Origin of the sequence: Streptomyces sp. NPDC051172 (genome assembly GCF_040682555.1) — a bacterium.
GTDB lineage: Bacteria > Actinomycetota > Actinomycetes > Streptomycetales > Streptomycetaceae > Streptomyces.
This window is the reverse complement of the sequence record NZ_JBFBBE010000139.1, coordinates 1-22,082: the sequence shown is the minus strand read 5'-3', so window position 1 is coordinate 22,082 and position 22,082 is coordinate 1. Positions and strand designations below refer to the sequence as shown.

Sequence of the window (22,082 nt, the reverse complement as noted above, 5' to 3'; positions counted from 1 at the left end):
TCTCGACAGGCTCCACGGTCTCCAACTCCACGGCGGTATCAGTCATTTGACGTCACTCCCATGATCGTCGGATCCGCCGTTAGATTTACACTCCCGGGCGTTGTGTCACAGTTCCAACGGCCGCCGGAGGCGCTGCGGTTACGTGCACGCCGTGGCGGCCTCTTGTGCGAGCCGCTCCAGCGACAGGGTGCTGCGAGGGATAACGGAAGAGGACATGAGGCGCAACTGCTCGATCCAGCGGGCGCCATGGTTGGCCGGTGCGGCGGGCAGGGCGGCGAGGAGTTCGTGCCGGGGGCCGTGTCCGGAGGGACTCGGCTATCGAGTGAAGACCGAGGCGCCCCAACGTTACGCGTGGCGTGTTCGCATCGTTTCATGCGTCGTCTCGGACAGCGGCGTGGACACCGAGAAGGACGGAGTCTCCGTAAGAGCCCGGCCTGTGGACGGATCGATCTCCCGGACTGCAAAGCGTTCTTGCTGCTCGTTTCGGAGGCCGGGCGTGTGGTGGGCCGCGGAAATGAGCCGATCGGTTACCTCCTTGGACAGTGACCAGTGGGTCGCGTTGGCCTCGGCAGGGTTCATTCGGGCATTGCGCATGGCATCTCTGTTTGGAGGGAGCGGCGGAGCGGCAGACAGGAGGTGTTCCGGCCCGGCGCACCTGCCGGGGCTCACTGCTGCGGGCCGGGCATCCAGATCCACAGTTCCGCGTCGGTAGTGCAGGCATCCGGCCTATGCGGCGTGCAGTTGTCGATCCCGCCGACTCCTGAGACCACTCCACCGCTGTAGTTCGGTTTCTGTGCCACGAGATCGCACGTCACGATGCCCTCGGTCCCGGCAGGACCAGCGGCAAGATGAGGCTTGGACTTGGACGGCGGACTGGGACGGGGAGGGGGAAGGGGAGCAGCGAACGACATGCTCCCGGCCAGTGCAGTCAGAGCTCATCACAGGATGAGCCCGGCGTGCAGGTCGTCTGCGAAGCCGGCCGTGTCCGTGAGTCCGAAGGCCACGCGCTGCAGCAGGAATCCGTGCAGCAGACCCATCACCACGCGGGCTGCGCGGTCCGGGTCCACGGCGGCGGGCACCGTGCCCGCGGCCCGGCCGCGGCGCAGGGCGTCGGCGATGGTGGCGCGGACCCTTTCGAAGCCCTCCGCGGCCGGGCCGCGTACCTCGTCGTTGCGCAGCACCTCCGCCCACGTCTGCACGACGCAGCGCAGCAGTTCGTCCACTGCGACCTCGTGCCCCGTCGTGTCCTGCACCGTCTCGCCGCTGATCGTGTCGAGCGCGGCGGCCACCAGTTCCGCGACGGACGGGCCGTCTGCGCTCTCGGCCAGCCGCTCGACCGGTTCGAAGATCAGCCGGAACGCGTCGCCCGCGATGGCGAGGATGATCTCCTCCTTGCTGGTGAAGTAGCGGTAAGGCGCGCCGGCCGATACGCCTGCCTGCGCGGCGATGTCCGGCATGGCGGTCTGGTGGAACCCGTCGCGGGCGAAGCAACGACGGGCCGCAGCGACGATCTCCGCACGCTTCGCCTCGCGGCGCTCGGCTGTGATACGCGGCATGGTCGCCTCCTTCATCGTGAATGAACATTCATCTTGACAGCTCTACCGTTCCGGGGACACCCTAAAGTGAACGATCATTTACGGATGCGGGGCACTCAACCGGACTCGCGGAGAGGAGATCCACTGATGAGCACCAAACTGAGCATCGGCGTCTACGCCTACGAGCACACCGAGGCACTGATCGACGGCCGGGTCACGGTCGACGGGGTGGACGCGAGGTTCGAGACGGCACCGCTCGTGTCGGACATCTTCCGCCGTGCAGTCGAGGGACACTACGACCTCGCCGAGTTCGGTCTCACGTACTTCCTGCGCACCTTCGACCTCGACGACGCGCCGTTCCTGGCGCTGCCGATCCTGCCGAACCGCAACTTCCGCCACTCGGCGATCTTCGTGAACACCGACCGCGGGATCGTGAAGCCGCAGGACCTGGCGGGCAGGACCGTCGGCGAGTTCGCTCTCTACGGCCACGACGCCGGGATCTGGCCGAAGGGAATCCTGGCCGACGAGTACGGCGTGACCCCCGACCAGTGCCGCTGGGTGATCGGCGGCACCAACCACCCCATCCCCGCCTTCGACTGGGTCCCGCAGCCCGTCCCGGACGGCGTCGACGTGCGCCACGCGGAGGACGGCCAGACCCTGGGCGCCATGCTCGAATCCGGCGATATCGACGCACTGATCTCCGTCGACGTGCCGCAGGCGGTGCTGGACGGCTCCCCGAAGGTCGCCCGCCTGTTCCCCGACTACGAGGCCGTGGAGCGTGACTACTACCGCCGCACCGGGATCTTCCCCCCTATGCACATCATCGCGATCCGCAGGGAACTGGCTCATCGGCCGGGCCTCGCACGGGCCGTGTATGACGCCTTCACGCAAGCCAAGGAACTCTCCGAGCGCAAGTACCTCGACGACGCCGCGAAGCAGCACATGAGCCTCATCACGCCGTGGTTCAGCACGCTGTTCGAGCAGAACCGTCAGCTGCTCGGCGACGACTGGTGGCCCTACGGCGTCGCCGCGAACCGCAAGGCCATCGACACCTTCCTGCGCTACCACTACGAGCAGGGCCTGTCGAAGCGAAAGCTGACGTGCGAGGACATCTTTGTGCCGGAACTCCTCGACACCTGAGTCGAGCGGCAGCAGCGTTTCGGGCTTGTCGATCCGAGACGGCAAGACTGGTCGTCGTCATGGCCACCTGCCGATTGGCTATGACCAGCGCTTTCGCAACAGGCCCTGGTCGACGGCGCTGTCGGCGACGTGCCACTGGCTTGCGAGGTCCGATCGCGTCAGCCAGTCGTCAGGGAAGTGGAAGTCACGGTCGACTTCGTACCCGAATTCGTCCCGGCCGGGACGAATCGGCCGCTCAGCCCGCCCCGAACGGCGCGGGCGTCGACCGGGGACCCTCGGTCGGAGAACGGTCCGCACTCCGCCGTCCCCCTGCGCGTGTGCAGCACCACCGTGACCGACGTCTGCCGACCAGCCCTGACCTGCCCGGTGACGGCCACACGCCGAAGCTCGGCCACAGCCAATGGCACTTCTTCGCGAGGGCGAGGGCGAGATTGGGCGGCTTGCCCCTGTCGGCCGAGTACACCACGCTGAGCCTGGAGCACAGGGACTGCCGGCGAGCCCAGATCGCGCACCGATGAGTTTCCCGCGCCGCGCTGGTCTATACGTCGGACACCCACGGACGGAAGGCTGGGCCATGCGGAAGCTGATCTACGGCATGAACCTGACCCTGGACGGCTACATCGCCGCGCCTGGCGACGACATCGGCTGGAGCGGACCGCCGAGCAACGAACTGTTCCAGTGGTGGCTCGACCACGAGCAGGCGAGTGGCCTGTCGCTGTATGGGCGCAAGCTGTGGGTGACGATGAGCTCCTACTGGCCGACCGGCGACCAGCAGCCGGGCGCCACTCCGGCGCAGATCGAGTTCGCGCGGAACTGGCGGGACACGCCGAAGGTGGTGTTCTCCTCGACGATCGACAAGGTCGACTGGAACACCCGCCTGGTCACCGGCGACGCAGTCGCCGAGATCACCCGGCTCAAGGCCGAGGACGGCGGCCCCATGAACATCGGCGGCGCAACGCTCGCCGGGGCGGCCATGCGCGCCGGGCTGATCGACGAGTACGCCATCGCCACCCATCCGGTCCTGGTAGGCGGCGGCACACCGTTCTTCACCGCACTGGACAGCTGGGTGAACCTGAACCTGGTGGAGACGCGGACGTTTCCCGGCGGCGTGGTCCTGACCAGGTACGAGACGAGACGCTGAGTAGCAGCACCCCACGCCAGAGACTGTCTCGCAGTGATTTCCGTAGCGGCGCAGGCAACAGAACCTCGCGGCTCCCAGCCGCCGGCCCGACCACCACCCCTCATGGACGTGCCCGGCGCGACAGTGCTCCCAGCACGTCGTCCCTGTCCTCGCCCGGCAAGCTGTCAGTGGCAGCTGTTACGAATGTGGCCATGACCGACGACGAGATCATCAATAGGATCCGAGAGCAGGATGCGGTCGGCGAGTTGCCGCCGCCAGGCACTTGAGCGGCATACACACCAGCCGAAGTGACCGGTGCAATGGGCAAGATCCCGATCTACGGCTGGACTGCACGGGCCGCATGCGTGACCTGCCGGAACGCTACGGCCGGTGGAGGAGGGTCTACACACTTCCGGTGGTACGCCCTTGACGGCGTGTTCACCCGGGGCCTGCTGCAGATCCAAGCCCGCGCTGACGCGGCCGGCGACATCGACTGGCTGGTCCAGATCGACGCGACAGCCGGTCCGGCACCGCGCCTGCCACCGTTGGGTGAGAGGAAGTAGTCCGCCTCAGAGGGCGATTGGAGTAGGCACCTGTGCGCGGGACAGAGAACGCCTCAGCCTCACCGGAGCCGACCGTCAGGTCCAGGCAGGGTTCTGGGCGGGTGGTCAGGCGCTGCGCTGCTGGAACCGCTGGTTGGTGCCGGTGCCGCAGGGCCACAGGATGAGGCGGGCGCCATTCGCGGTGGAGGCGTCCTTCACGTCCAGGCACTTGCCGCTGTGCCGGGCTACGGGATGGAGTAGCCGTTGGCCTGGTCCTGCAGCGGCGACGGAAGCTCAATGATCCTGCGCGCCTTCACCGCCCTTCGAACCGGCTGGCTGGGGGCCCGCTGCCGCAGCTGTCACAGACAGACCGGGACCCAGACCGTGACGACACAGTTGGCGACACCCTCGTCGCCGCCGGCGGCCGGTGCCTTCGAAAAGACATGCGGGGTGAGCGACGTGGGGGCAGCGAACGCGGCCGTCGCCGACTCTGCTGCAAGAGCAAAGACCAAGGCGGCACCAACGGTGAGCATTCGCAGAATGACTTTCTTCGGCCAGTCCATCTGTGTATTCATACGGATACCGTGCCCCGAGTCCCGCCACGATTCATAGGAAGATCACCCGAACGGGCGCCGACCGATGCGTTGCAGCTCGGGCAGGTCACACGTCAGGACCAGGGTCGGGCCTGCTTCGACTCTTCGCCGGAGCGGAACCGCGGGCGTCAGTGCCGCACGAGAGTGCGGCGGACCTGGTCGACTGCAGTGGAAACCGGCGCAGCGGTAGTCGTCCATCGCGTCGAGGGGTGATGTCGTGAGCACGACGGCACTACGTGTCTGTACGTCATGGACAACTCGTGGGCGAATGGGCGCGGGCGCAGGTCTGTCGTGCACGGGGCCACCCACCAGGAGAGGCGGCTGCCGTAGGGCTGAGCGGGCTGTGCCGGACAGGGGGTGGGTATGCGACGGGTGCAGTGCACATGCTCTTCGGGGCTGTTTCGCATGCTGATGCAGTGGTTCTCGGCCATCGTCGTGATGGCCGGGGGAAGCTTCTGCGGGCCCCATCGAGGCGACCCCGACAGGGCAATGGACCACACAGGAAACACCGCGTTCGGGCGGGCTACTTCCGGGTGACGTCGGTGCAGTGGACGTCCTTGCCCGGCAGGCGGCCGGTGGCCAAGAAGCCGACGGTGGCCTTGTCGGCGCACGCGGAGCCTTCGTTGTAGACGTAGTGACCGCCGTTGTCCACGCCGACGAAGGCGGAGCCGTCGCTGAGGGCCTTGTGCAGCCCGACGCCGCTTTCCCACGGGGTGGCGTTGTCCCGGCGGTTCTGCAGGATCAGGGTGTTGCGCGGGCCACCGGGCACCACCTTGACGGTCGCCTCAGCCGGCTTGTCCCAGTAGGCGCACGCCCAGATGTTGGCGGGCATTCCCGCGGTGAGCGGCCACTTCTCGCGGTCGGCGGCGGTGCGGGCGGCGTAGCCGTGGACGTCGTGCGGCCATTCGGCGTCGCCGCAGGTGAGAGCCATGAACATGGTGGCCTGGTTGTCCGCGGGGATACCCGGGGACGACGGCGTATCGGCGAACACCTCCTTGAGGACTGCGGTGTCGGCGGCCGTGGTGCTGCCGTCGGTCAGGTCGGCGGCGGCCTTCCAGAACTTTGCGAGCACGGGAAGTGTGTTGTTGTGCAGAAGCAGGGCGTAGGTCATGTTGCGCAGGAGCGCCCCGTCCAGCGACACCGACGCGCCGGCAATCGCCGCAGGCGTGCGGTCGAGCCGGTCGGCGAGGGCGAGGTAGGTGTGGGTCACCTGCGCGACGTTCGTGCCCAGCTTGAGGGTGCTGTCCTGCGCCGCGGCGACGCGGGCGGCATCGGGGAACCGGTCGGCCAGGCCCTTGCCCCAGGTGTCCGCGACCTGGTCGGCCCATACCTTGGTGGGATCGACGTTGCCTTCCAGGATCATCCGGTCGGTGTGGTCCTGGAAGAGGGAGCGGTAAACGGCGCCGAGGTAGGTGCCGTAGGACTGGCCCCAGTAGGAGAGCTTCTTCTCACCGAGCGCCTGCCGGATGCGGTCCATGTCCCGGGCGGTGTTGGCGGTGTTGTAGTACCGCAGGTTCTCGCCCACCGTGTCGGCGCACTGCTTGGCGTCGGCCTTGGCGAGGGCCACGTTCTTCGTGATCGAGCCGTCCGCGGCGGGATAGGGGAAGAGCCCGGAGACGCTGGGGTCCTTCAGACCGCAACTCTGCGGGCTGCTGTGTTCGACCCCGCGCGGGTCGAAACCGATCAGGTCGTAGCGGTCCAGCACGGACTTCGGCAGCGTGGAGGCCATGGTTTCGGGCATGTCGAGACCACCCAGGGCCGGCCCACCGGGGTTCAGCAGCAGGACACCACGTCGCTTCCCGGGCTTTGCGGTGGACAGCCGGGAGACCGCCACGTCGATCTTCGTGCCGCCCGGATTCCGGTAGTCCAAGGGCACCTCCAACGTCCCGCAGGCCAGGTGGGGGCCACGGGTCTGTCCCTCGGCCGGCGCCGGGCACTTGCTCCAGGTGATCTTGGCGCCACCCGCAGTCTCGCCGACGCTCTCACCGGAGACCTTGGTCGGCTGCGCGCCCTTGGCGTCGGCACCACACGCGACCAGTGCGCTTCCTGTCAGCGCGGAAACCAGCACAGCCGCGGCGATTCGGCGCCCTCTGGGAAAACCGTGCTTCGCGTAACTGCCTGTCGCGGTCATGGCGTTGTCCTTAGTTACTCGGCTGGTCGGCCCTTTCGGCCGTTGTGTCGACGAGTCGAGTCAACAAGAGACGACCGGCGGCGCGGATCACGGCAGGGAGGACAAAACAGGTAGCTCGCTCGGGGGATCCTGGGCCGTCCCCCTTGGGACGGAGCAGCCGCCGCGGGAGGTGTCGGATGAGCTGACCACGCGGACCGGGCCGCCGCTGCGAGCCTGTCGGGCAGCTGCTTCTCCTGGCATTCCGCGGGTGGCGCAACGACGCGGGTGGCCCAATCGTGGTGGACCAGAGAGCCACGCAGGGCGAGGACGGTGGAGGTCGGACGAGCGGTCCATGGCCTGGATACCGCCTCGGCGGGGTGGCCGGCCGGCAAAGAGCGCCGCCATGGCTCCGTGTGTATGCCGGTCCCGGCCGGCGTCACAGGGCCGTCAGGCTCGGCCGTCGCCCCGCGCCAACCCCGCCCGGTACGCCAGGACCACCGCCTGGACGCGGTCGCGGAGGTCGAGTTTGGTGAGGATGCGGGAGACGTAGGTCTTCACCGTCTCGTGGCTGATGACCAGTTCGGTGGCGATTTCGGCGTTCGACAGGCCCTCGCTGAGAAGGAGGAGGACCTCGTGCTCGCGGGGAGTGAGGACTTTGAGGCGCTCACGCTCGGGGGACGCGGGGGCGGCGGAGGGGCGTACGCGTTCGGCGAAGCGGCCGATCAGGGTGCGGGTGACGGCGGGGGCCAGGAGGGACTCGCCGCGGGCGACGACGCGTACCGCGTTGATCAGTTCGGGCGGCGGGGCGTCCTTCAGCAGGAAGCCGCTGGCGCCGGCGCGCAGGGCCTCGTACACGTACTCGTCGATGTTGAAGGTCGTCACGACGAGGATCCTGGCGGGGTCGGCGGAGTCGGGCCCCGCCAGGCTGCGGGTGGCCTCGATTCCGTCGAGCAGGGGCATACGGATGTCCATGACGACGACGTCCGGCTTCAGCTCCAGCGCGCTGCGGATCGCCTCCCGGCCGTCCACGGCCTCGCCCACGACCTCCATGTCGGGCTGGGCGGAGAGGATCGTGACGAAGCCGGCACGCACGAGAGCCTGGTCCTCGCACACCAACACCCTGATCGCAGGAGGCGGAACACTCATGCGGCACCTCCCGCCGGGATGCGTGCGTGCACCCGGAACCCGCCCTCCGGGCAGGGCCCCGCCGTGAACTCGCCCCCCAGCATCTCCACCCGTTCCCGCAGCCCGGCCAGACCCCGGCCGCCCGAGACGTGCGGGCCGCCCAGCGGGGCGGCGGCCCGCACGTCTCGGGCGGCGGTCCCGGCGGTAGTGACCTCGACGTCCGTCCAGTCGGGGGTGTGCGCGAGCCGTACCAGCGTCCGCCGGCCCGCGGCGTACTTCACGGCGTTCGTCAGGGATTCCTGCACGACGCGATACGCCGTGAGTTGGGTACCTGTGGCCATGGCCGACTGCTCTCCGTCCTCGACCAGTTCGACCGGCTGGCCGCCTGCTCGTGTCTGCTCCACCAGATCAGGCACCCGGCCCGGCACCGGAGCCCGCTCCCGGGGCGCCGCATCACCGGTCGCCTCCAGTACGCCGAGCAGGAACCGCAGCTCGGCCAGAGCATGGCGGCCGGTGCCGCTGATGGCGTCGAGGGCCTCATGGAGGCGGTCCGGCGACTCGGTGAGGTACTGCGCCGCACCTGCCTGCACCACCATCGCGGTCACATGGTGGGTCACCACGTCGTGCAACTCCCCGGCCAGTCGGCTGCGTTCCGCCGCGACGGCCATCCGTGCGGACAGGAGCCGGTGCTCGGCCTCCTGCACCCGCCGCCCGCGCACCTGGACACCCAGACCCCACACCACCGCCAGGACCATGTAATAGAGCAGGTAGTCGGTCAGGCCCTCGGGCGAGCCCAGCACGTGCAAGGCGGCGCCGAAGGCCACGTACCCGCCGGTTGCGACGAGTGGTACGAGCCGCCGGAAGCGGTCCTGGTGGGCGCCCGCGGAGTACAGCGCGACGTACAGCCCCAGGCTGCCGAAGGCCGGCGGGCAGCCGAGGCACTCGTACACCGCGAACGAGGTCCCCACCACCGCGAGGCAGGCGGCCGGCCACCGGGTGCGCACTGCAAGCGGCAGGGTCTGCCCCAGGGAGAGCAGCACACTCGCGACGGAGGCGTCACGGGTGGGAAGGTCGCCGAACTGCACTCCGAACCGCGACAGTGGCGCCGCGAACGAGAGCACCGTGAAGACGAGCGCCACCCCACAGTCCCTGGTGAGGGCAGGGTGCGATCCCCACCACCGCGCGGGCAGGCGGAGCCGGGAGGCCGCGGCCGGGTTGACGCGTGCGGCTGGGCCACTGTTCTGCGCAGGCGCAGTCGGCGAGGAGGATGCCGAGTCCGGTGGTTCAGGCGCTGCTTGGTCTTCCATCATCATCTTTCACGATCCCGGAGGTCCCGCCCTGAACGGCATGAGGACCGGACCGGTTCCGCGGACCGTCCGCCCTTTCGGTACGGCCTGTTCAGTATCCGCACCACACGGCACCGCAGACCGGACAGCCTTGAACGGTGAGCCTAGCGTCCTGTGGCGGGAGTCGCCTCCCCCGGGAGAGGACAGCCGGGTAGCTCGCTCGGGGGACACAGGAAGGCGGCAAGTGTCCCGTTAATGACGACGGGCAGCGTCGTGTCCCTCCTCCTGGTGTGGGCGATCAGGCCGGGGCGTGCGCTGGTGTGCACTGTGCCTGCACTTGCGCGCAGGCGGGCGCCCGGAGTGACCGTGATTCACCCGACGCTCCCCGGTGAAGCCTCGGCCCGCGAAGCGCGCGGGCTCTTCGACCTACCCTGCGCCAGAACCTGGTGGCGCCCACGGAAGGCGAAGAAGCAGACTGTGATCCTGCATCTGAGCGGCGCCCAGCGAGAAACGACCCATTGCTGATGACGCGTCAAGGCGGGGCTCCGAGGATGGCCTGCTCATCCACTGTGAGGAGATGTGGCGTGACTGTCTCATGGGACCTGCTGATATCCACCGCTGGAGGCGTCACCGCCACCGTCGTGGGCGTCATCGCAGGCGGTGTCGTCGGGCGCCGCGGCCAGAACCGGCAATGGCTGCAGGGAACGCAGACCGCCGCCTGCGAGAGGTTCCTGCAAGCGTTCGGGGCCCTTGAGGCGGAGTTGCGCGAGGCATTCCTCGACGAGCGCAGGCCGGCCGTCGACTGGGGACCTTTCGTAGCCGCTCAGCACTCGGTCAGCCTCGTCGCCGACCCAGCAACCAGCGCAGCAGCCGAGCAGCTCTGTGAAGTCCTGGAGGACTACACCATCCTGTTCCACGGCCGTCAGCCGACCGATCTTGAGGAACTGCGGCCGATCCATACTGCACTGGGCGAGGCACACGTGAAGTTCGTCAATGCGGCACGGCACTCCCTCGACGCGTCTCAACAGCACCTGTCCAGATCCCTGGGCGGCCCCTCGCCATGGCGCGGTGTCGAGTCCTTCTACGCCCGTGCCGACAGAAGCCTGGACTGACTGCCGCTTCTCCGGCACGTGTCGCTGATCAACCGGCGGTGGTGTTAGTGGTGTTGGGTAGCACGGGGGCTCGTTCGGGCAGCCCGGCGGGGTACAGCTGGTCCATGCTTCCCTCGGGCAGGTAGCGACGGGGGAAGGCGATCCCCCTCGTTGACCTTGCCTGGGACAATGCATCCATGAAGGATGCCTCTGGGCCGCAGGCCTTTGCTTCGCCGCTCAAGCCAGTCGACCTGCGCACCATCGCCCCTGAACGCGAGGCCTTGGCCGGGTGGCTCGACTACCACCGCGCCGAACTGCTGCGGAAGCTCGATGGGTTGACCGAGGAACAGGCTGCCCGGCGTGTCGTTCCGTCCCTCACCACCCTGCACGGATTGGTGCGACACCTCACCAAAGTCGAGTTTGTCTGGTTTATCAACGTCATCGAGCAGAGCGTGGAACCCGCGCCCTTCGGTTGGCCGAAGCGCAGGGACGGTGACTTCCTGTTGGACGACAGCGCGACACTGTCTGAGGACGTCGCGCGTTACCTGGCCGCCTGCGAGCGCAGCCGCGAGATCTTCGCCGGTGTTTCACTGGACGATGTCTGCACGCACCACCGATTTGGGGATCTGGACGTGCGTTGCATCATGATGCACATGATCAGGGAATACGCCCAACACAACGGCCACGCGGACGTCATCCGCGAGCTCATCGACGGCATTACGCAGAGCTGAGTCCCCTCACACCTTAGGGCGCGGTCCATAACGCCGTCCGGACCGCTCTCGCTGATCCGTCCCGAGCGAGGCCACGTGGTCGGTGGAGTCTCAATGGGCGGGGCATGAACAGTCTTCTTGCCCTGGTCTTGCCGGGGATCTTGGTGAACTGGGTTTTCGCCTGTCCTGGGCGCTGGGCTAGTGCGCCTGGTGGTGGTCGTTGGTTGTCGTTGACCACTGCCGAGCGGCTAAGGACGGCCCGGGGACAGCCCAGTTGTGGGGACACTGAACGGCGTCAGTCGATGGAAGCGGCCTGCAACTGTTCAGTGATGCAGCCCTCTTCCATGTCCCACGACCCGCGGGTGATGGTGAAGCGGTCCACGCCGAACCAGCATGGCGCAGACTCCCCAGCGTGGCCGGCAGTCGGTCGATGAGACGAACCTGATGCCGTTCGTTGCCGCAACGGCCCCATCTCGGACACAAGTTCAGTGACCGCCCCAGATGATCAATTCCAAGGGGTGCCTGCGGAGGGTGTGGGGGTGGGCGCTCAGGTGTCGGGGTCGACTTCGGGGTGCGTGAACCGCACGGGCTTGCCCAGCGACCGGGCGTAGGCGATTTCGGCTCGGGTGCTGTCTCCGATGTAGTAGCCGACTACGAGCACCTCATCAGCGAGCCGGATCTTCGCCCGGTGCAGATCGTCGAGTCGAGCCTTCAGCGCCTCGGCCTCGACAGGACCGGACCAGAGTTCGTGCGGCGACTTCATGTCGCAACCCGGCTTGACGACAATCTTTCCGGCTTTGGTCTCCCGCAGATCGGCCTCGGTCATCTCGGTCATGAAACGGGTGGAGCCGCAGATCACGACGATACGCGGGAGGCCCAGCTGCTTCTTCGCGTCGGCGAGCTTCTCCTCGGGGGTGAGCGGTTGCAGGTATGACACGGTTCCTCCTGGTGGTGTGCTCCAAGGGGTGCCTGCGGAGACGAGAACGAGGGGAGACGAGAACGAGGGTGTCCAAGATCGTCTTATGGCGAACGACGTGGACACCCTCGAGACAGCACTCTATGCGACGACCGACGACTCACCGGCGGCGAAAGCCGACCTCTCAAACCTGAACACGTCCTCGACGCGATAGGTCCAGCGGCGGCCGACGAGGTTCAACTCCTTCACCGTGAACGACCTTTAGGTGTCGAGCCGGTACTTCCGGTTGGCGAACCCGCCATGGACGCGGATCATCGGCCCGATCGGCGCGCCGAGACGCGAAAGGTTCACCGACGCATGCCAGAGGCGGGCAGTTCATCGATGCACCGGACTTTCCCGTGATGCATGCTCAGGATCATCGTCACGCCGACGAACGGCCACAGCCCGCCCACTCACCAAACACACGGCTCAGGTGCAGGGCCTCTCCGGTGGATCTTTCGGCTCGGCATGGCTGGTACGACTTCGTGGCCGAATCCCGAGTGCGCCCAGGGCTGCCCCTTGGGGGTGGGTCCGCGGCAAGGCCGGGTTCACGCGAGCGACGGCCACCGACCGGCAGCCCACTCAAGCCATCCCGACCATCCAGAACCAGAAGGCGGACATCCGATCTCATGCTCACCGAGTTCGACGCCGTCGGGCTCCTCGAAGAGTGTCCTCCAGTGCACGAGGTCCGCTTCGCTGATCGGGAAAGTCTGATCCGGGGTCGTCGACTGGCGATGGGCGGTTCGAGCACGTTGGGTGTCATGGTCCACCTGCACGTACACAAGACGGCAGACTGCCCCCACGGACTCCACCAGCCAGCGGATCGCGGACCTCTCGGCACGCGACCAGCATCCGAAATCCAGGACCACGTTGGATCCAAGTCTGAGCGCCTCCAGACCGAGCCGGAGCAGCCGCCCTTCGAGCACGTGGCGCTTCCCATACTCCACGGCGCCGTCGGCGACACACAGCCCGTACCAGTGAGCACCATCTGCGGGCCGGATCGTCTGCGTCGACCTGGACGCCGCCCCGTACCTCCTGGCTGCCCTTTGAACTGGCCGGCTGGGGCCTGCTGCCGCAGCCGTCACAGGCAGACCGGGATCCAGACCGTGACGACGCAGTTGGCGACACTCTCGTCGCCGCCTGCGGCCGGTGTTCTTGAGATGACGTGCGGGGTGAGCGAGGCGGGGGCGGCGGACGCGGCCGGCGCCGACTCTGCTGCAAGAGCGATGACCAGGGCAGCGCCAACTGTGAGCGTTCGCAGCATGACTTTCCTCGGCAAGTCCATCTGTGCGTTCATACGGATACCCTCCACGCTGCTTTGCCGATCCGTCGTCCTGAGCGCAGCTCATGCGGCAGCCGCCGACGAGCGCATCGCCTGTGCCGTGGCCAGAGGCGAGTCCCTCCTCGAGTCCTGCCACGACTCGTACGAAGATCACTCGAACGGCCCTCGTCGAGTCTCGGGTCGGCGGTGCCACGCCCCTGCGGCCGAGGTGTGCTGCGTGCGATCGCCGAGGCAGGTGCGGAGCCGGCCGCCGTGTTGCAGCGCGGGCAGGTCACACGCCGGGACCAGGCTCGGACACCGCTACGATCCACTGCTCGCGGTAACCTACGGCCGGTGGAACCCGGTCGCACGACTGGGTACGGATGGGGCACGGCGGGCGGCAGCGCGTGCCATCGAGGTGAACGCCGGCGCGAGGGGCAGGCTTCTGGCGGCTGTGCGGGTGCCCGGTTATGGGCAGGTGCGCGACGCGTACTGCCACGAACAGCGGGCCCCGCAAGCCTGCGACCCACACCCGAAAGGCGTGTCACCACGGCGTTTCGTCAGATCGGCGACGCCTACTCACAGGCGGCGTAGTGGTCGTTCGGCGCGCCGGCGCCGATGCAGTGGAGGTCGAGGAGGGGCGTGCCGTTCGAGAGGAGCAGGGCCTGCTGAGGGGCGTTGACGGTGACCGTGGATGACGAGAAGCCGTCTCCACCGGTGACGACCGTGTTCGTGTCGGCGGAGGCAACTGCTGCACTACCGCAGAAAGCGCTGAGGGTGATTGCCGTGATAACCGCGAACTTCCTGGACAACTCGGTTCCTTCCTGAATTCACGCATGTGCCCGCTTGCGGCCCAGGCGTGGCCGTGATCGTGCACCTTCCACCGGGAGGACTCTTCCGGGAGGAGCTACAGGTACACATCCCGGGTCCGGTCTCCTCCACGATGGCTGGTCTTCGGTGTGCCCGCACGAGGAAGACCGCCAACCAGTGAACTCGGCAACTCGAGGTGAAGACAGCGACCACCTACCGGCGGCCTGCGTACGAGGGCGTAGTCGGGGTGACGTTCGGGGCGGCGGCTTCCCGGGTCGCGCACGCACCCCAAGGACCGCCGCTCGTCCGTCTTCCGCCTCGCATCCGAGGGTAAGAAGCAGTGCGCCGCCTCCCGCCCCATTGTCGAAAGCGAACTCATCTCGCTGACCACGGCGGTTCCCCCTGACGAGCTGACCCGCATCGCCGCAACCCTGGCCGCCCTTCGCGTGACTCTCGAGGCAGTTCAGGCAGCAGAGGCATTCCAGGAGATGCAGGGCGGCCCCTCCTTGTCCCCCAAGAACTGGCACGGGGCGCTCGGACTACCCCGGTGATCGCCCGGCATCCCGTGACTGCCAGACGCTCCGGGACTGCTTGAACGGCAAGCGGGTGCCTGGCCGGCGACGGCAGGCGTCGGACGCCGGCCTTCCCATGAATTCCCTGTGTTTTAGCTGTGGCTCTACTCTGCGCGCCGAAATGTTCGGGGGGTGATGCACGGGACCATGCCGATTAAAGGCAGCCCCAGGGTGTTTTCAAAGATTCTCCTTGTTCCGGTGAGAAGTTCCTTGAATATGGGTGCTTTGGCGTGGAGGACCCTCGCGAGTGACGAAGACTGCCGAACATGGCTACAACAGTCCTCGACCCGACCGTCCCCGCCGGCGCGATCCGTCGCGCACCATGGAGATCGCCGGTGGGCCAACCGGCGTACGCGCGGCCCGCTCTTCTGGCCATCACCGTGCTTGCCGCCACGCTCTATGCGTGGGGGATCGACCACAGCCAGTACCACACGTTCTACGCGAACGCCGCGCGCAGCATGACCGAAAACTGGAAGGCGTTCTTCTACGGTTCCTTCGACCCAGGCAATTCCATCACACTGGATAAATTGCCTGGATTCCTCTGGCCGCAAGCCATCTCAGCCCGCATATTCGGATTTCACCCCTGGGCGCTGACGCTTCCTCAGGTAATTGAGGGAGTGGCCAGCCTCCTGGTGCTCTACCGGGTGGTCCGCCGCTGGGCAGGGGTCAACGCAGCGCTGATCGCCGGCACGGCGTTCCTGGTCACGCCGGTCGCCGTGGGTCTGTTCCGCACCGCAGTGGAGGATCCGCTGTTCACGCTCTGCGTGCTGCTGGCCGCGGAGGCCACCCAACGCGCCGCGGAGGCGGGCCGGTTGCGTCCGCTGGTGATGGCCGGGGTCTGGGTCGGCATCGGTTTCCAGGCCAAGATGCTGGAGGCGTGGGCGGTGCTGCCCGCGCTGGCGCTGGTGTACCTGATCGCGGCGCCGGTCGCGCTGCGCAGGCGGCTGGCGCACATCGCAGTGTCCGCCGTCGTGATGGCCGCGGTCTCCTGCTCCTGGATGCTCGCCGTCACCCTCATCCCGGCCAAGGACCGGCCCTATGTGGACGGCACCACGAACAATTCCGCTTTCAGCATGGTCGTGGGCTACAACTTCCTGAACCGCTTCTCGTCGCTGGGGATCAGCGCCGCCTCCACCGGCAGCATCAGCGCCACCCAGGGCGGCGGCCACGGAGGCGGCGGCCACGGCGCGACAGGCGCCCTGGGCGCGGGCCAGAACGCGGGCGGCCGGTACGGCGTGGCCCAGAACGGTGGCCAGTCCGGAGCGACTGCGCCCAGCCTGCCCGAAACGGCTGGGACGGGACAGCACTCGGGCGCGGGTCACCGCGGTTCCGGGGCTCACCACCGCGGTGCACAAGGCAGCTTCGACGGTGCCTCCGGTTCCGACTCCGCCTCCGGCCAGGCGCTCGGGCAGCAGTCGGCCGCCGGGCTAGGTGCCCTGCAAGGTCATGGAGGCGGAGGCGGCGGTTGGGGCGGTGACCAGAACGGCTGGTCGAAGATGTTCGGCTCGTCGCTCGCTTCGCAGACCGGCTGGCTCTACCCGCTGGCCGCCGTCGCCATCGCCTGCGGCCTGTGGTGGCGCCGTAGCAAGCCCCGTACGGACCGGATCCGCATCGGCTTCGTCATGTGGGGCACCTGGCTGGCCACGTACTTCCTGGTCTTCAGCGCGGGCAGCGTCGGCGGTCACACGTACTACATGGGTGTGATCGCGGTGCCGCTGGCAGCGCTCGCCGGTGGTGGTATGACGCTGCTGTGGCACGCCTACCGGGCCGGTGGCCGCCGCGCCTGGGTGCTGCCCTGTACGGTCGCCGCGACGGCCGCGTGGGGTGCGTACATAGCCAGCGGGTTCCCGACCTTCCTGCCGTGGCTGGCGCCCGCCGTGGGTGTGCTCGCAGTGGCCGCCGTCGTGCTGCTCGTCCTCGCCCGCACCGGCGTCCGGTCCGGTGGGCGGCTCGCCCTCGCCGCTCTCGCCGCGTCGCTGGCGGCCGTGCTGTTCGCGCCCAGCGCGTGGGCGGTGCAGGTGTTCAACCCGTCGTACGGCAGCTCCGGCATGGGCTCGGTCGGTCCGTCCGGCGGCAGAGGCGGCGGGGGAGGTGGCCGCGGCCGGCCGAAACTGGCGGCCGCCCGGATGGGCCAGTCGCCGTGGGGTGGCGCTCGCGGCAGGGGCACGGTGCACGGTGGCGGTATGGGCGGCTTCGGCGACAGCAGCGGCCAACTGACCACACAGCAGCAGAGGTTGCTGGATTTCACGACCGCCCACCGCGGTTCCGCTCAGTACGTGTTCGCCACCACAAGCTGGAGCGGCGCCTCCCCGTACATCCTCGCCAAGGGCGCCGACGTGTTTCCGCTGGGAGGTTTCACCGGCCAGGTGCCGTTCCCCACGAAGAGTCGGTTCCAACAGTTGGTGAACTCGGGCAAGCTCAAGTACGTACTGGTCAGCGGGGGCAGCCGGGGCATGGGCGCGACTTTCGGCAACAGCGCCTCCGGCACGACGAGCACCACCCAGATCACCAAATGGGTCAAGTCCAGCTGCACCCTGGTACCGGCCTCGGTCTACGGCGGAACTCAGTCGTCGGCGGCGGCCACCAGCGGGTCCGGGCCCGGTGGGGGTGAGGCCGGCGCGACGCAGACCCTCTACCAGTGCGGTACCACCGGATAAGCGGGCCAGTAGCCGGTCCCTGGCTTGTGAGTTGTCGGGTGATCCGGTCGGCGGACCACTTTCTGTCCCGCCGCAACCGCTCGATCCGTTCGACGACATCGGTGGGGGCTGGGTCGGTGAGGATCGCGGGACGCTTGGGCCTCCTGCAGTCCGGCTTCGCCGTGCGTGTCGTACTGGCTCTTCCACGTGGATAGGCAGGCACACGAGACACCGGCCTCGGCGGCGGCGTGTGCGATCGGACGGGTGCGGCAGCGTTCCACGAGCCTTCGGCGTCCCTCGAAGTCCAAGGGGGCGTTCGCATGTGTCACCGGAGCACCTCGGTGCTCCGGGCGGCCGTGAGATCGGTGAGGAAGGGGAGCGCAACGAGCAGCGCCATCGCGACGAGGGGTCCGCTTGCCCAGAGCGGCCCGAGGGTCCCGGCTTCGGTGCTGAGGGTGGCCGCAGCGATGACGGGGCCGACTGCGGCGCCCACGTTGAGCGCAGCAGCCGCATACGAGCCGGCCATCGTGGGGGCTCCCGCGGCCTCGTGGAGAACCCACGTGATCAGCGTGCTGCCCAGTGCGAACGACAGTGCGCCCTGCACGAACACGAGGGTGAACAGGGCGACTGGCTCACTGGCCACCACCGCCAGGGCCGGCCGGAAACGTCCGACCTACGCTGTCGTCCATGCCCGCACACAATCAGCCGTTCAGCGTGGACGACAACGTCGAACTGCCCGTTCCCGCACCTGGCGAGCTTTGGACCGTCGGCGCTGTCATCCTTAACCAGGACGGTGAAGCCTTCGCCCAGAAGCGAAGCCCGCACCGGCGCCTCTTCCCTGATACCTGGGACATCGTCGGCGGCCATGTCAAGCCCGGAGAGACCCTCCTTGAGGCTCTCGCGCGAGAGCTCGAGGAGGAAACCGGCTGGCGCCTCCGCCATGTGCGGCGGTTCCTGGGCACCACGACCTGGACAGGTGACGACGGCGCTGGACTCCGTCATGAGGCCGACTATCTCGTCGAGGTCGAAGGCGACTTGGACCATCCTGCTCTGGAAGGGTCCAAGCACTCAACCTACGGCTGGTTTGGCCCCGACAACCTTGACCGCCTCAAAGAGAACCTTGAACCCGGCGAGTTCTTGATCCACGGCCTCATTGCCCGAGCCATGCAAGATCGCCCGGACATGTCCTGGTTCGCAGAGCCCTGAGGCAACGTCACGGACTCTCCGCCCACAACGCCCTGAGCGGGCTCGACAGAACTATCTCGGTCGCCCAGGCGTACCTGATCACCGGCGAGCAGGGCTTCGTCGGCGCACTGCTCGCCCGCATGGGAACGGAGGAGCAGAAGGGATCCGTGTACAAGAAGAACCACGCGCGCTGCCTGAAGGCGGTGCGCGCCCGCTGAAGATGCTGGACGCAGCAGAGAGCTGGGCAAGAAGGCATGAAGGCACTAGGACTCCTCACGGCCATCGCTGTACTCGGCGCATGGCTGGTGTGGAACGCGTGGAGCGTGTTCCGCCTCTTCACCGGCGTACGGGACGGCTCGTGGCGGCGCCTCATGTGGTGGACGCGCCTGTGCTCCGTCACGCTCTTCGTCGGCGTCGCCGCATGGCTCCGAGGCTTGTTCGCCACCGGCCTGGACACCCGCGAGACTTGCCTCTTCATCCACCACGAACGATACGACCAGGCGTACCGGCATTCCCACGCCGCCGAATTCAGCAAGATCTTCCCGCTGCACAACATGTGCAACGCGCACGCGGACATGGTCCCTGCTTGGGTCAATCCGACGATCGCGGTCTGCGGAGTCGTCGCACTGGCCGCTGCTGCGGTCCTTGTGTGGTTCGTGACCACCCACGTCATCAGACTTTCCCAACCTGTGGGAAAGGAGGACCAGTCATGACCTTGACTGGTCTGTCACGCCGCCGCTTCACAGGCGCCCACGTCCTCGGCCGCCGCCACTGCGACGCCCGTCACCGGGGGTGGTGCGGACAGGGCTGTGGCCGCCACGTGCAAGGGGCGCCGAGCTCCACGCCTGGAAGGGAAGTCCCGCAACGGCCGGCCTGTCCTCGCGCAGGCCCCCAGCCACCGAATCAGGGCAGCAGCCAGAAGGTGCGCCTGGGGTCTTGCGGCACCGAACCGTTGAGTTCGGCGCCGCCGTGGTCGGTCCGCGGTGGCTCGACGTCGCGGTGCTTACCTGACGTCGACGAAGTCGCCGGGCGCCGTCGAGGCGGCGGTGGTGGCGGTGCCGGTGAAGACGTAGCGGTAGTACCCGTCGACCGTGGCTTTGGTGGTGGTCTTCAGGACACCGGTGGTGCTGGTCTTGACGGTCTTGAGGGTGGCGTAGGTGCTGCTGCCCTTCTTGCGGAACTGCAGTTTCGCGGGCTGGTTCGCGTAGCCCGCGTAGTTGCCCGTCGACCAGTTCGCGCTGGCGAGCTTGCCCGTGACCGTGATGGTCTTGCCCTTCTGGACCGGCTCCGGCGTGGCGTCGGCGGTCAGCGTGGAGAGCTTCTTGATCGAGACAGTGGCGACGTCGTCGTTGTAGCTGGCGTTCGCGTAGAGGTCCCACGCGCCCAGGAACAGCTTCCACGTCCCGGCCACGCCGTTGTTCTTCATGTCGGTGGCCGGGTGGATGTTGAAGACGGCCTTGCAGTTGTAGACGCCCTGGGTCGCCGTCTCCGTGCAGGTGGGGTCCTCATCCGTGCCCAGGCCGCCGGTGATGCCGTCCGTGGTCGAACTGTCGGTGCCCTGCCACAGGAAGGCCTCGGTGAGCGCGACGCCGTTCTGGTCGGTGGCGGTGTACGTGACGGTGACCGACTTCGTGCCGGTGGTGCCGAGAACGATGTCCTTGCCGCCGTTGATGACCGCGTTCGAGAACTTGGTGTTGCCCACCGAGTCGTTCGGCCGAACGACCTTCGAGGCGAAGGAGCTCAGCTTCGTCGACGCACTCGCTCGCTCCGCCGCCTGAGCGGCAGCCGGAAGAACGAGCGCGGACAGAAGGACGGCACCGGAAACAACTGCGGCCGCGACGCGTATACGCATGAATCCCCCATGGGAACGTGAGAGGCCCGCCGAAGTCTCCCTCCGGCCGGGCCTGTTGATCTTCGCATCATATGAACTTGCGTCGGAAATAGTGAAGATCCTATGTTCAATAAGTGTGTAACGAGCCCGTGATGCGACCTTGTTGAGCTGTTCTGGACGGGCGTGACCGGTGTGACGATTCGGCCGTTCGTGAGGGTGTGGGTACTCGGCCGTGGATCGTGGATGACGACCTGTGGGTGCTGATCGAGCCCGTGCTGCCGCCGTGACCCGAGAAGGCGCCGGGGCCGCGGCCGGTGGCGGACCGGGTGTGTCTGCAGGGCATCCTGTAGGTGCTCCACAACGACATAGCCTGGCAACTCCTTCTCCTGGAGGTGGGGTTCGCCTCGGGGCAGAGGTGTTGGCGCCGTCTGGAGCGGTGGCAGCTGGCCGGGGTCTTCGACCAACTGCACCGCATACTGCTCGCCGAGCTGAACGCGGTCGGCGAACTCGACTGGTCCCGCGCGTGCGTGGACGGCTCCCACATCCGTGCGAAAAAGGGGAGCCGACACCGGTCCGTCGCCGGTCGACCGGCGGAAGACGGGCAGCAAACACCACCTGATCTGCGACGGACGCGGCACCCCGTTCAAGGTCATCACCACCGCGGCCAACGTCAACGGCGTCACGCAGACCATCGACCTGGTCGACGGCATCCCGCCCGTCGCAGGCCGTCCCGGACGGCCACGCCGCCGCCCCGACTCGCTGCTCGGGGACAAGGGCTACGATTCCAACCCCAACCGGCGCGAGCTGCGTAAGCGCCGGCTCCTGCCCGTCATCTCCCGCAAGGGCGCCCCGAACATCAAGGGCCTGGGCAAACTCCGATACGTCGTCGAGCAGACCTTCGCCCTGCTCCACCAGTTCAGGCGTCTCGCCGTCCGCTGGGAACGCCGAACCGAACTCCACGACGCCTTCGTCTCGTTGGCCCGCAGCCTCATCTGCTGGATACGCCTCAAGAAGCACCGATCATGATCAGGAACGCAGGTCGTTCAAGCGATCTGACGGATTCTTCACCTCTGAAGGACGCACAGCCGGATGGAACAGTCCCGATTCCGGCGACGTCGCCGCCCACGCCACGCTCATCCAGCCCCTCATCCCCGCACCGGCCGCCCCCACGATTCAGGGCCACGCTCCCTCCTCTACGTGCGCTCGGATAGAGCCGCCGTGATCGAGGGAGTCAAGGCCGGTGAATTGACCATCTCGCAGAGGGCTGGCGCGCTCGGCCGTGCGAGTGAGTAGTTCGCTGAGCGGTTTTTCGGAATGATCAGCGAGGTAGCTTGGTGGCGACGTTGTCCTAGATGAGGCGGGAAGCCATGCGTGCACGTAGAGTCTTCGCCATCTTGATCGCCACCCCTGTCCTGCTTGCCGCGATCGGAGTGGCTGAAGGATCAGCGGTCGCTATGCAAAAACCCGCCTCCGAAGGGTCAAGTGCCAAGGCCGGGAAGTTAAGGATCTTCTGGTCGGTGTCGAGCGTGTCGGGTCAGCAGGCGAGGGCGTAGGTGGCGGGGCCGGTCTTGTGGATCAGG

The 22,082-nt window shown here is 67.6% G+C and carries 19 protein-coding genes and 2 pseudogenes; 8 read left to right on the top strand and 13 right to left on the bottom strand.

From position 1 onward, the window contains the following. Nucleotides 1–938 precede the first annotated feature (938 nt). The gene (locus AB0N07_RS43710) at nt 939–1,556 is read right to left on the bottom strand and encodes a TetR/AcrR family transcriptional regulator (RefSeq protein WP_365845249.1); all 618 of its coding nucleotides are present in this window, start codon (nt 1,554–1,556) and stop codon (nt 939–941) included. A 126-nt stretch (nt 1,557–1,682) separates the two neighbouring features. On the opposite strand from AB0N07_RS43710, the gene AB0N07_RS43705 reads away from it, so the two are divergent. Both AB0N07_RS43705 and AB0N07_RS43700 read left to right on the top strand, forming a co-directional pair. Continuing rightward, on the top strand, nt 1,683–2,675 hold the full coding sequence (locus AB0N07_RS43705) for a 4,5-dihydroxyphthalate decarboxylase (RefSeq protein WP_365845247.1): 993 nt from the start codon (nt 1,683–1,685) through the stop codon (nt 2,673–2,675). Nucleotides 2,676–3,249: 574 nt separating this feature from the next. Beyond that, nucleotides 3,250–3,816 carry a dihydrofolate reductase family protein gene (locus AB0N07_RS43700; RefSeq protein WP_365845245.1) on the top strand — a complete coding sequence of 189 codons (567 nt, stop codon included), beginning with the start codon at nt 3,250–3,252 and terminating at the stop codon, nt 3,814–3,816. A 647-nt stretch (nt 3,817–4,463) separates the two neighbouring features. Here AB0N07_RS43700 and AB0N07_RS43695 read toward each other — a convergent pair. The 5 genes from AB0N07_RS43695 to AB0N07_RS43675 form a co-directional block, all read right to left on the bottom strand. Further along, entirely contained in the window at nt 4,464–4,556 is a 93-nt protein-coding gene (locus AB0N07_RS43695) for a hypothetical protein (protein ID WP_365845242.1), read from the bottom strand. 140 nt (nt 4,557–4,696) lie between these two features. Then, on the bottom strand, nt 4,697–4,912 hold the full coding sequence (locus tag AB0N07_RS43690; RefSeq protein ID WP_365845240.1) for a hypothetical protein: 216 nt from the start codon (nt 4,910–4,912) through the stop codon (nt 4,697–4,699). Nucleotides 4,913–5,453: 541 nt separating this feature from the next. After that, nucleotides 5,454–7,061: an alpha/beta hydrolase gene (locus AB0N07_RS43685; RefSeq protein WP_365845238.1), complete on the bottom strand. Its 1,608-nt coding sequence runs from the start codon at nt 7,059–7,061 to the stop codon at nt 5,454–5,456. Between the two features lie 426 nt (nt 7,062–7,487). Then, a complete protein-coding gene (locus AB0N07_RS43680; protein WP_365845236.1) occupies nt 7,488–8,186 on the bottom strand; it encodes a response regulator transcription factor in 699 nt (232 codons plus the stop codon). After that, complete coding sequence (locus tag AB0N07_RS43675; RefSeq protein WP_365845234.1) at nt 8,183–9,304, bottom strand: histidine kinase; 1,122 nt, start codon at nt 9,302–9,304, stop codon at nt 8,183–8,185. Before AB0N07_RS43675 ends, AB0N07_RS43680 begins: the two co-directional genes overlap by 4 nt. 731 nt (nt 9,305–10,035) lie before the next feature. Between AB0N07_RS43675 and AB0N07_RS43670 the strand changes: the two genes are divergently transcribed. Both AB0N07_RS43670 and AB0N07_RS43665 read left to right on the top strand, forming a co-directional pair. Continuing rightward, a complete protein-coding gene (locus AB0N07_RS43670; RefSeq protein ID WP_365845232.1) occupies nt 10,036–10,563 on the top strand; it encodes a hypothetical protein in 528 nt (175 codons plus the stop codon). 176 nt (nt 10,564–10,739) lie between these two features. After that, nucleotides 10,740–11,273 carry a DinB family protein gene (locus AB0N07_RS43665; protein ID WP_365845230.1) on the top strand — a complete coding sequence of 178 codons (534 nt, stop codon included), beginning with the start codon at nt 10,740–10,742 and terminating at the stop codon, nt 11,271–11,273. Between the two features lie 526 nt (nt 11,274–11,799). On the opposite strand, the gene AB0N07_RS43660 is transcribed toward AB0N07_RS43665, so the two are convergent. The 4 genes from AB0N07_RS43660 to AB0N07_RS43645 all read right to left on the bottom strand — a co-directional run bounded on the left by AB0N07_RS43660 (nt 11,800) and on the right by AB0N07_RS43645 (nt 14,280). After that, nucleotides 11,800–12,189 (bottom strand): hypothetical protein, encoded by a 390-nt coding sequence (locus AB0N07_RS43660; RefSeq protein ID WP_365845229.1) that lies wholly within the window; start codon nt 12,187–12,189, stop codon nt 11,800–11,802. A 566-nt stretch (nt 12,190–12,755) separates the two neighbouring features. Beyond that, nucleotides 12,756–13,133, bottom strand: a complete 378-nt coding sequence (locus tag AB0N07_RS43655; protein ID WP_365845253.1) for an AAA family ATPase — start codon at nt 13,131–13,133, stop codon at nt 12,756–12,758. Between the two features lie 155 nt (nt 13,134–13,288). Beyond that, the gene (locus AB0N07_RS43650) at nt 13,289–13,471 is read right to left on the bottom strand and encodes a hypothetical protein (RefSeq protein ID WP_365845227.1); all 183 of its coding nucleotides are present in this window, start codon (nt 13,469–13,471) and stop codon (nt 13,289–13,291) included. A 572-nt stretch (nt 13,472–14,043) separates the two neighbouring features. Then, entirely contained in the window at nt 14,044–14,280 is a 237-nt protein-coding gene (locus tag AB0N07_RS43645; RefSeq protein ID WP_365845224.1) for a hypothetical protein, read from the bottom strand. An 836-nt stretch (nt 14,281–15,116) separates the two neighbouring features. On the opposite strand from AB0N07_RS43645, the gene AB0N07_RS43640 reads away from it, so the two are divergent. Continuing rightward, nucleotides 15,117–17,507 (top strand): glycosyltransferase family 39 protein, encoded by a 2,391-nt coding sequence (locus AB0N07_RS43640; protein WP_365845222.1) that lies wholly within the window; start codon nt 15,117–15,119, stop codon nt 17,505–17,507. Here the strand turns inward: AB0N07_RS43640 and AB0N07_RS43635 are convergent. Then, nucleotides 17,483–17,767, bottom strand: a complete 285-nt coding sequence (locus tag AB0N07_RS43635; protein ID WP_365845251.1) for a helix-turn-helix domain-containing protein — start codon at nt 17,765–17,767, stop codon at nt 17,483–17,485. The genes AB0N07_RS43640 and AB0N07_RS43635 overlap by 25 nt on opposite strands. A 44-nt stretch (nt 17,768–17,811) precedes the next feature. Continuing rightward, nucleotides 17,812–18,144: pseudogene (locus tag AB0N07_RS43630) on the bottom strand (Cmx/CmrA family chloramphenicol efflux MFS transporter); the annotation flags it as partial. 29 nt (nt 18,145–18,173) lie between these two features. Between AB0N07_RS43630 and AB0N07_RS43625 the strand changes: the two are divergent. Next, on the top strand, nt 18,174–18,692 hold the full coding sequence (locus tag AB0N07_RS43625; protein WP_365845220.1) for an NUDIX domain-containing protein: 519 nt from the start codon (nt 18,174–18,176) through the stop codon (nt 18,690–18,692). Between the two features lie 233 nt (nt 18,693–18,925). Further along, nucleotides 18,926–19,384, top strand: a complete 459-nt coding sequence (locus tag AB0N07_RS43620; RefSeq protein ID WP_365845218.1) for a hypothetical protein — start codon at nt 18,926–18,928, stop codon at nt 19,382–19,384. Between the two features lie 290 nt (nt 19,385–19,674). Here the strand turns inward: AB0N07_RS43620 and AB0N07_RS43615 are convergent, their stop codons facing one another. Continuing rightward, nucleotides 19,675–20,523: a hypothetical protein gene (locus AB0N07_RS43615; RefSeq protein ID WP_365845216.1), complete on the bottom strand. Its 849-nt coding sequence runs from the start codon at nt 20,521–20,523 to the stop codon at nt 19,675–19,677. A gap of 197 nt (nt 20,524–20,720) precedes the next feature. On the opposite strand from AB0N07_RS43615, the pseudogene AB0N07_RS43610 reads away from it, so the two are divergent. After that, a pseudogene (locus tag AB0N07_RS43610) lies at nt 20,721–21,528 on the top strand (IS5 family transposase). The last annotated feature ends 554 nt before the right edge of the window (nt 21,529–22,082 follow it).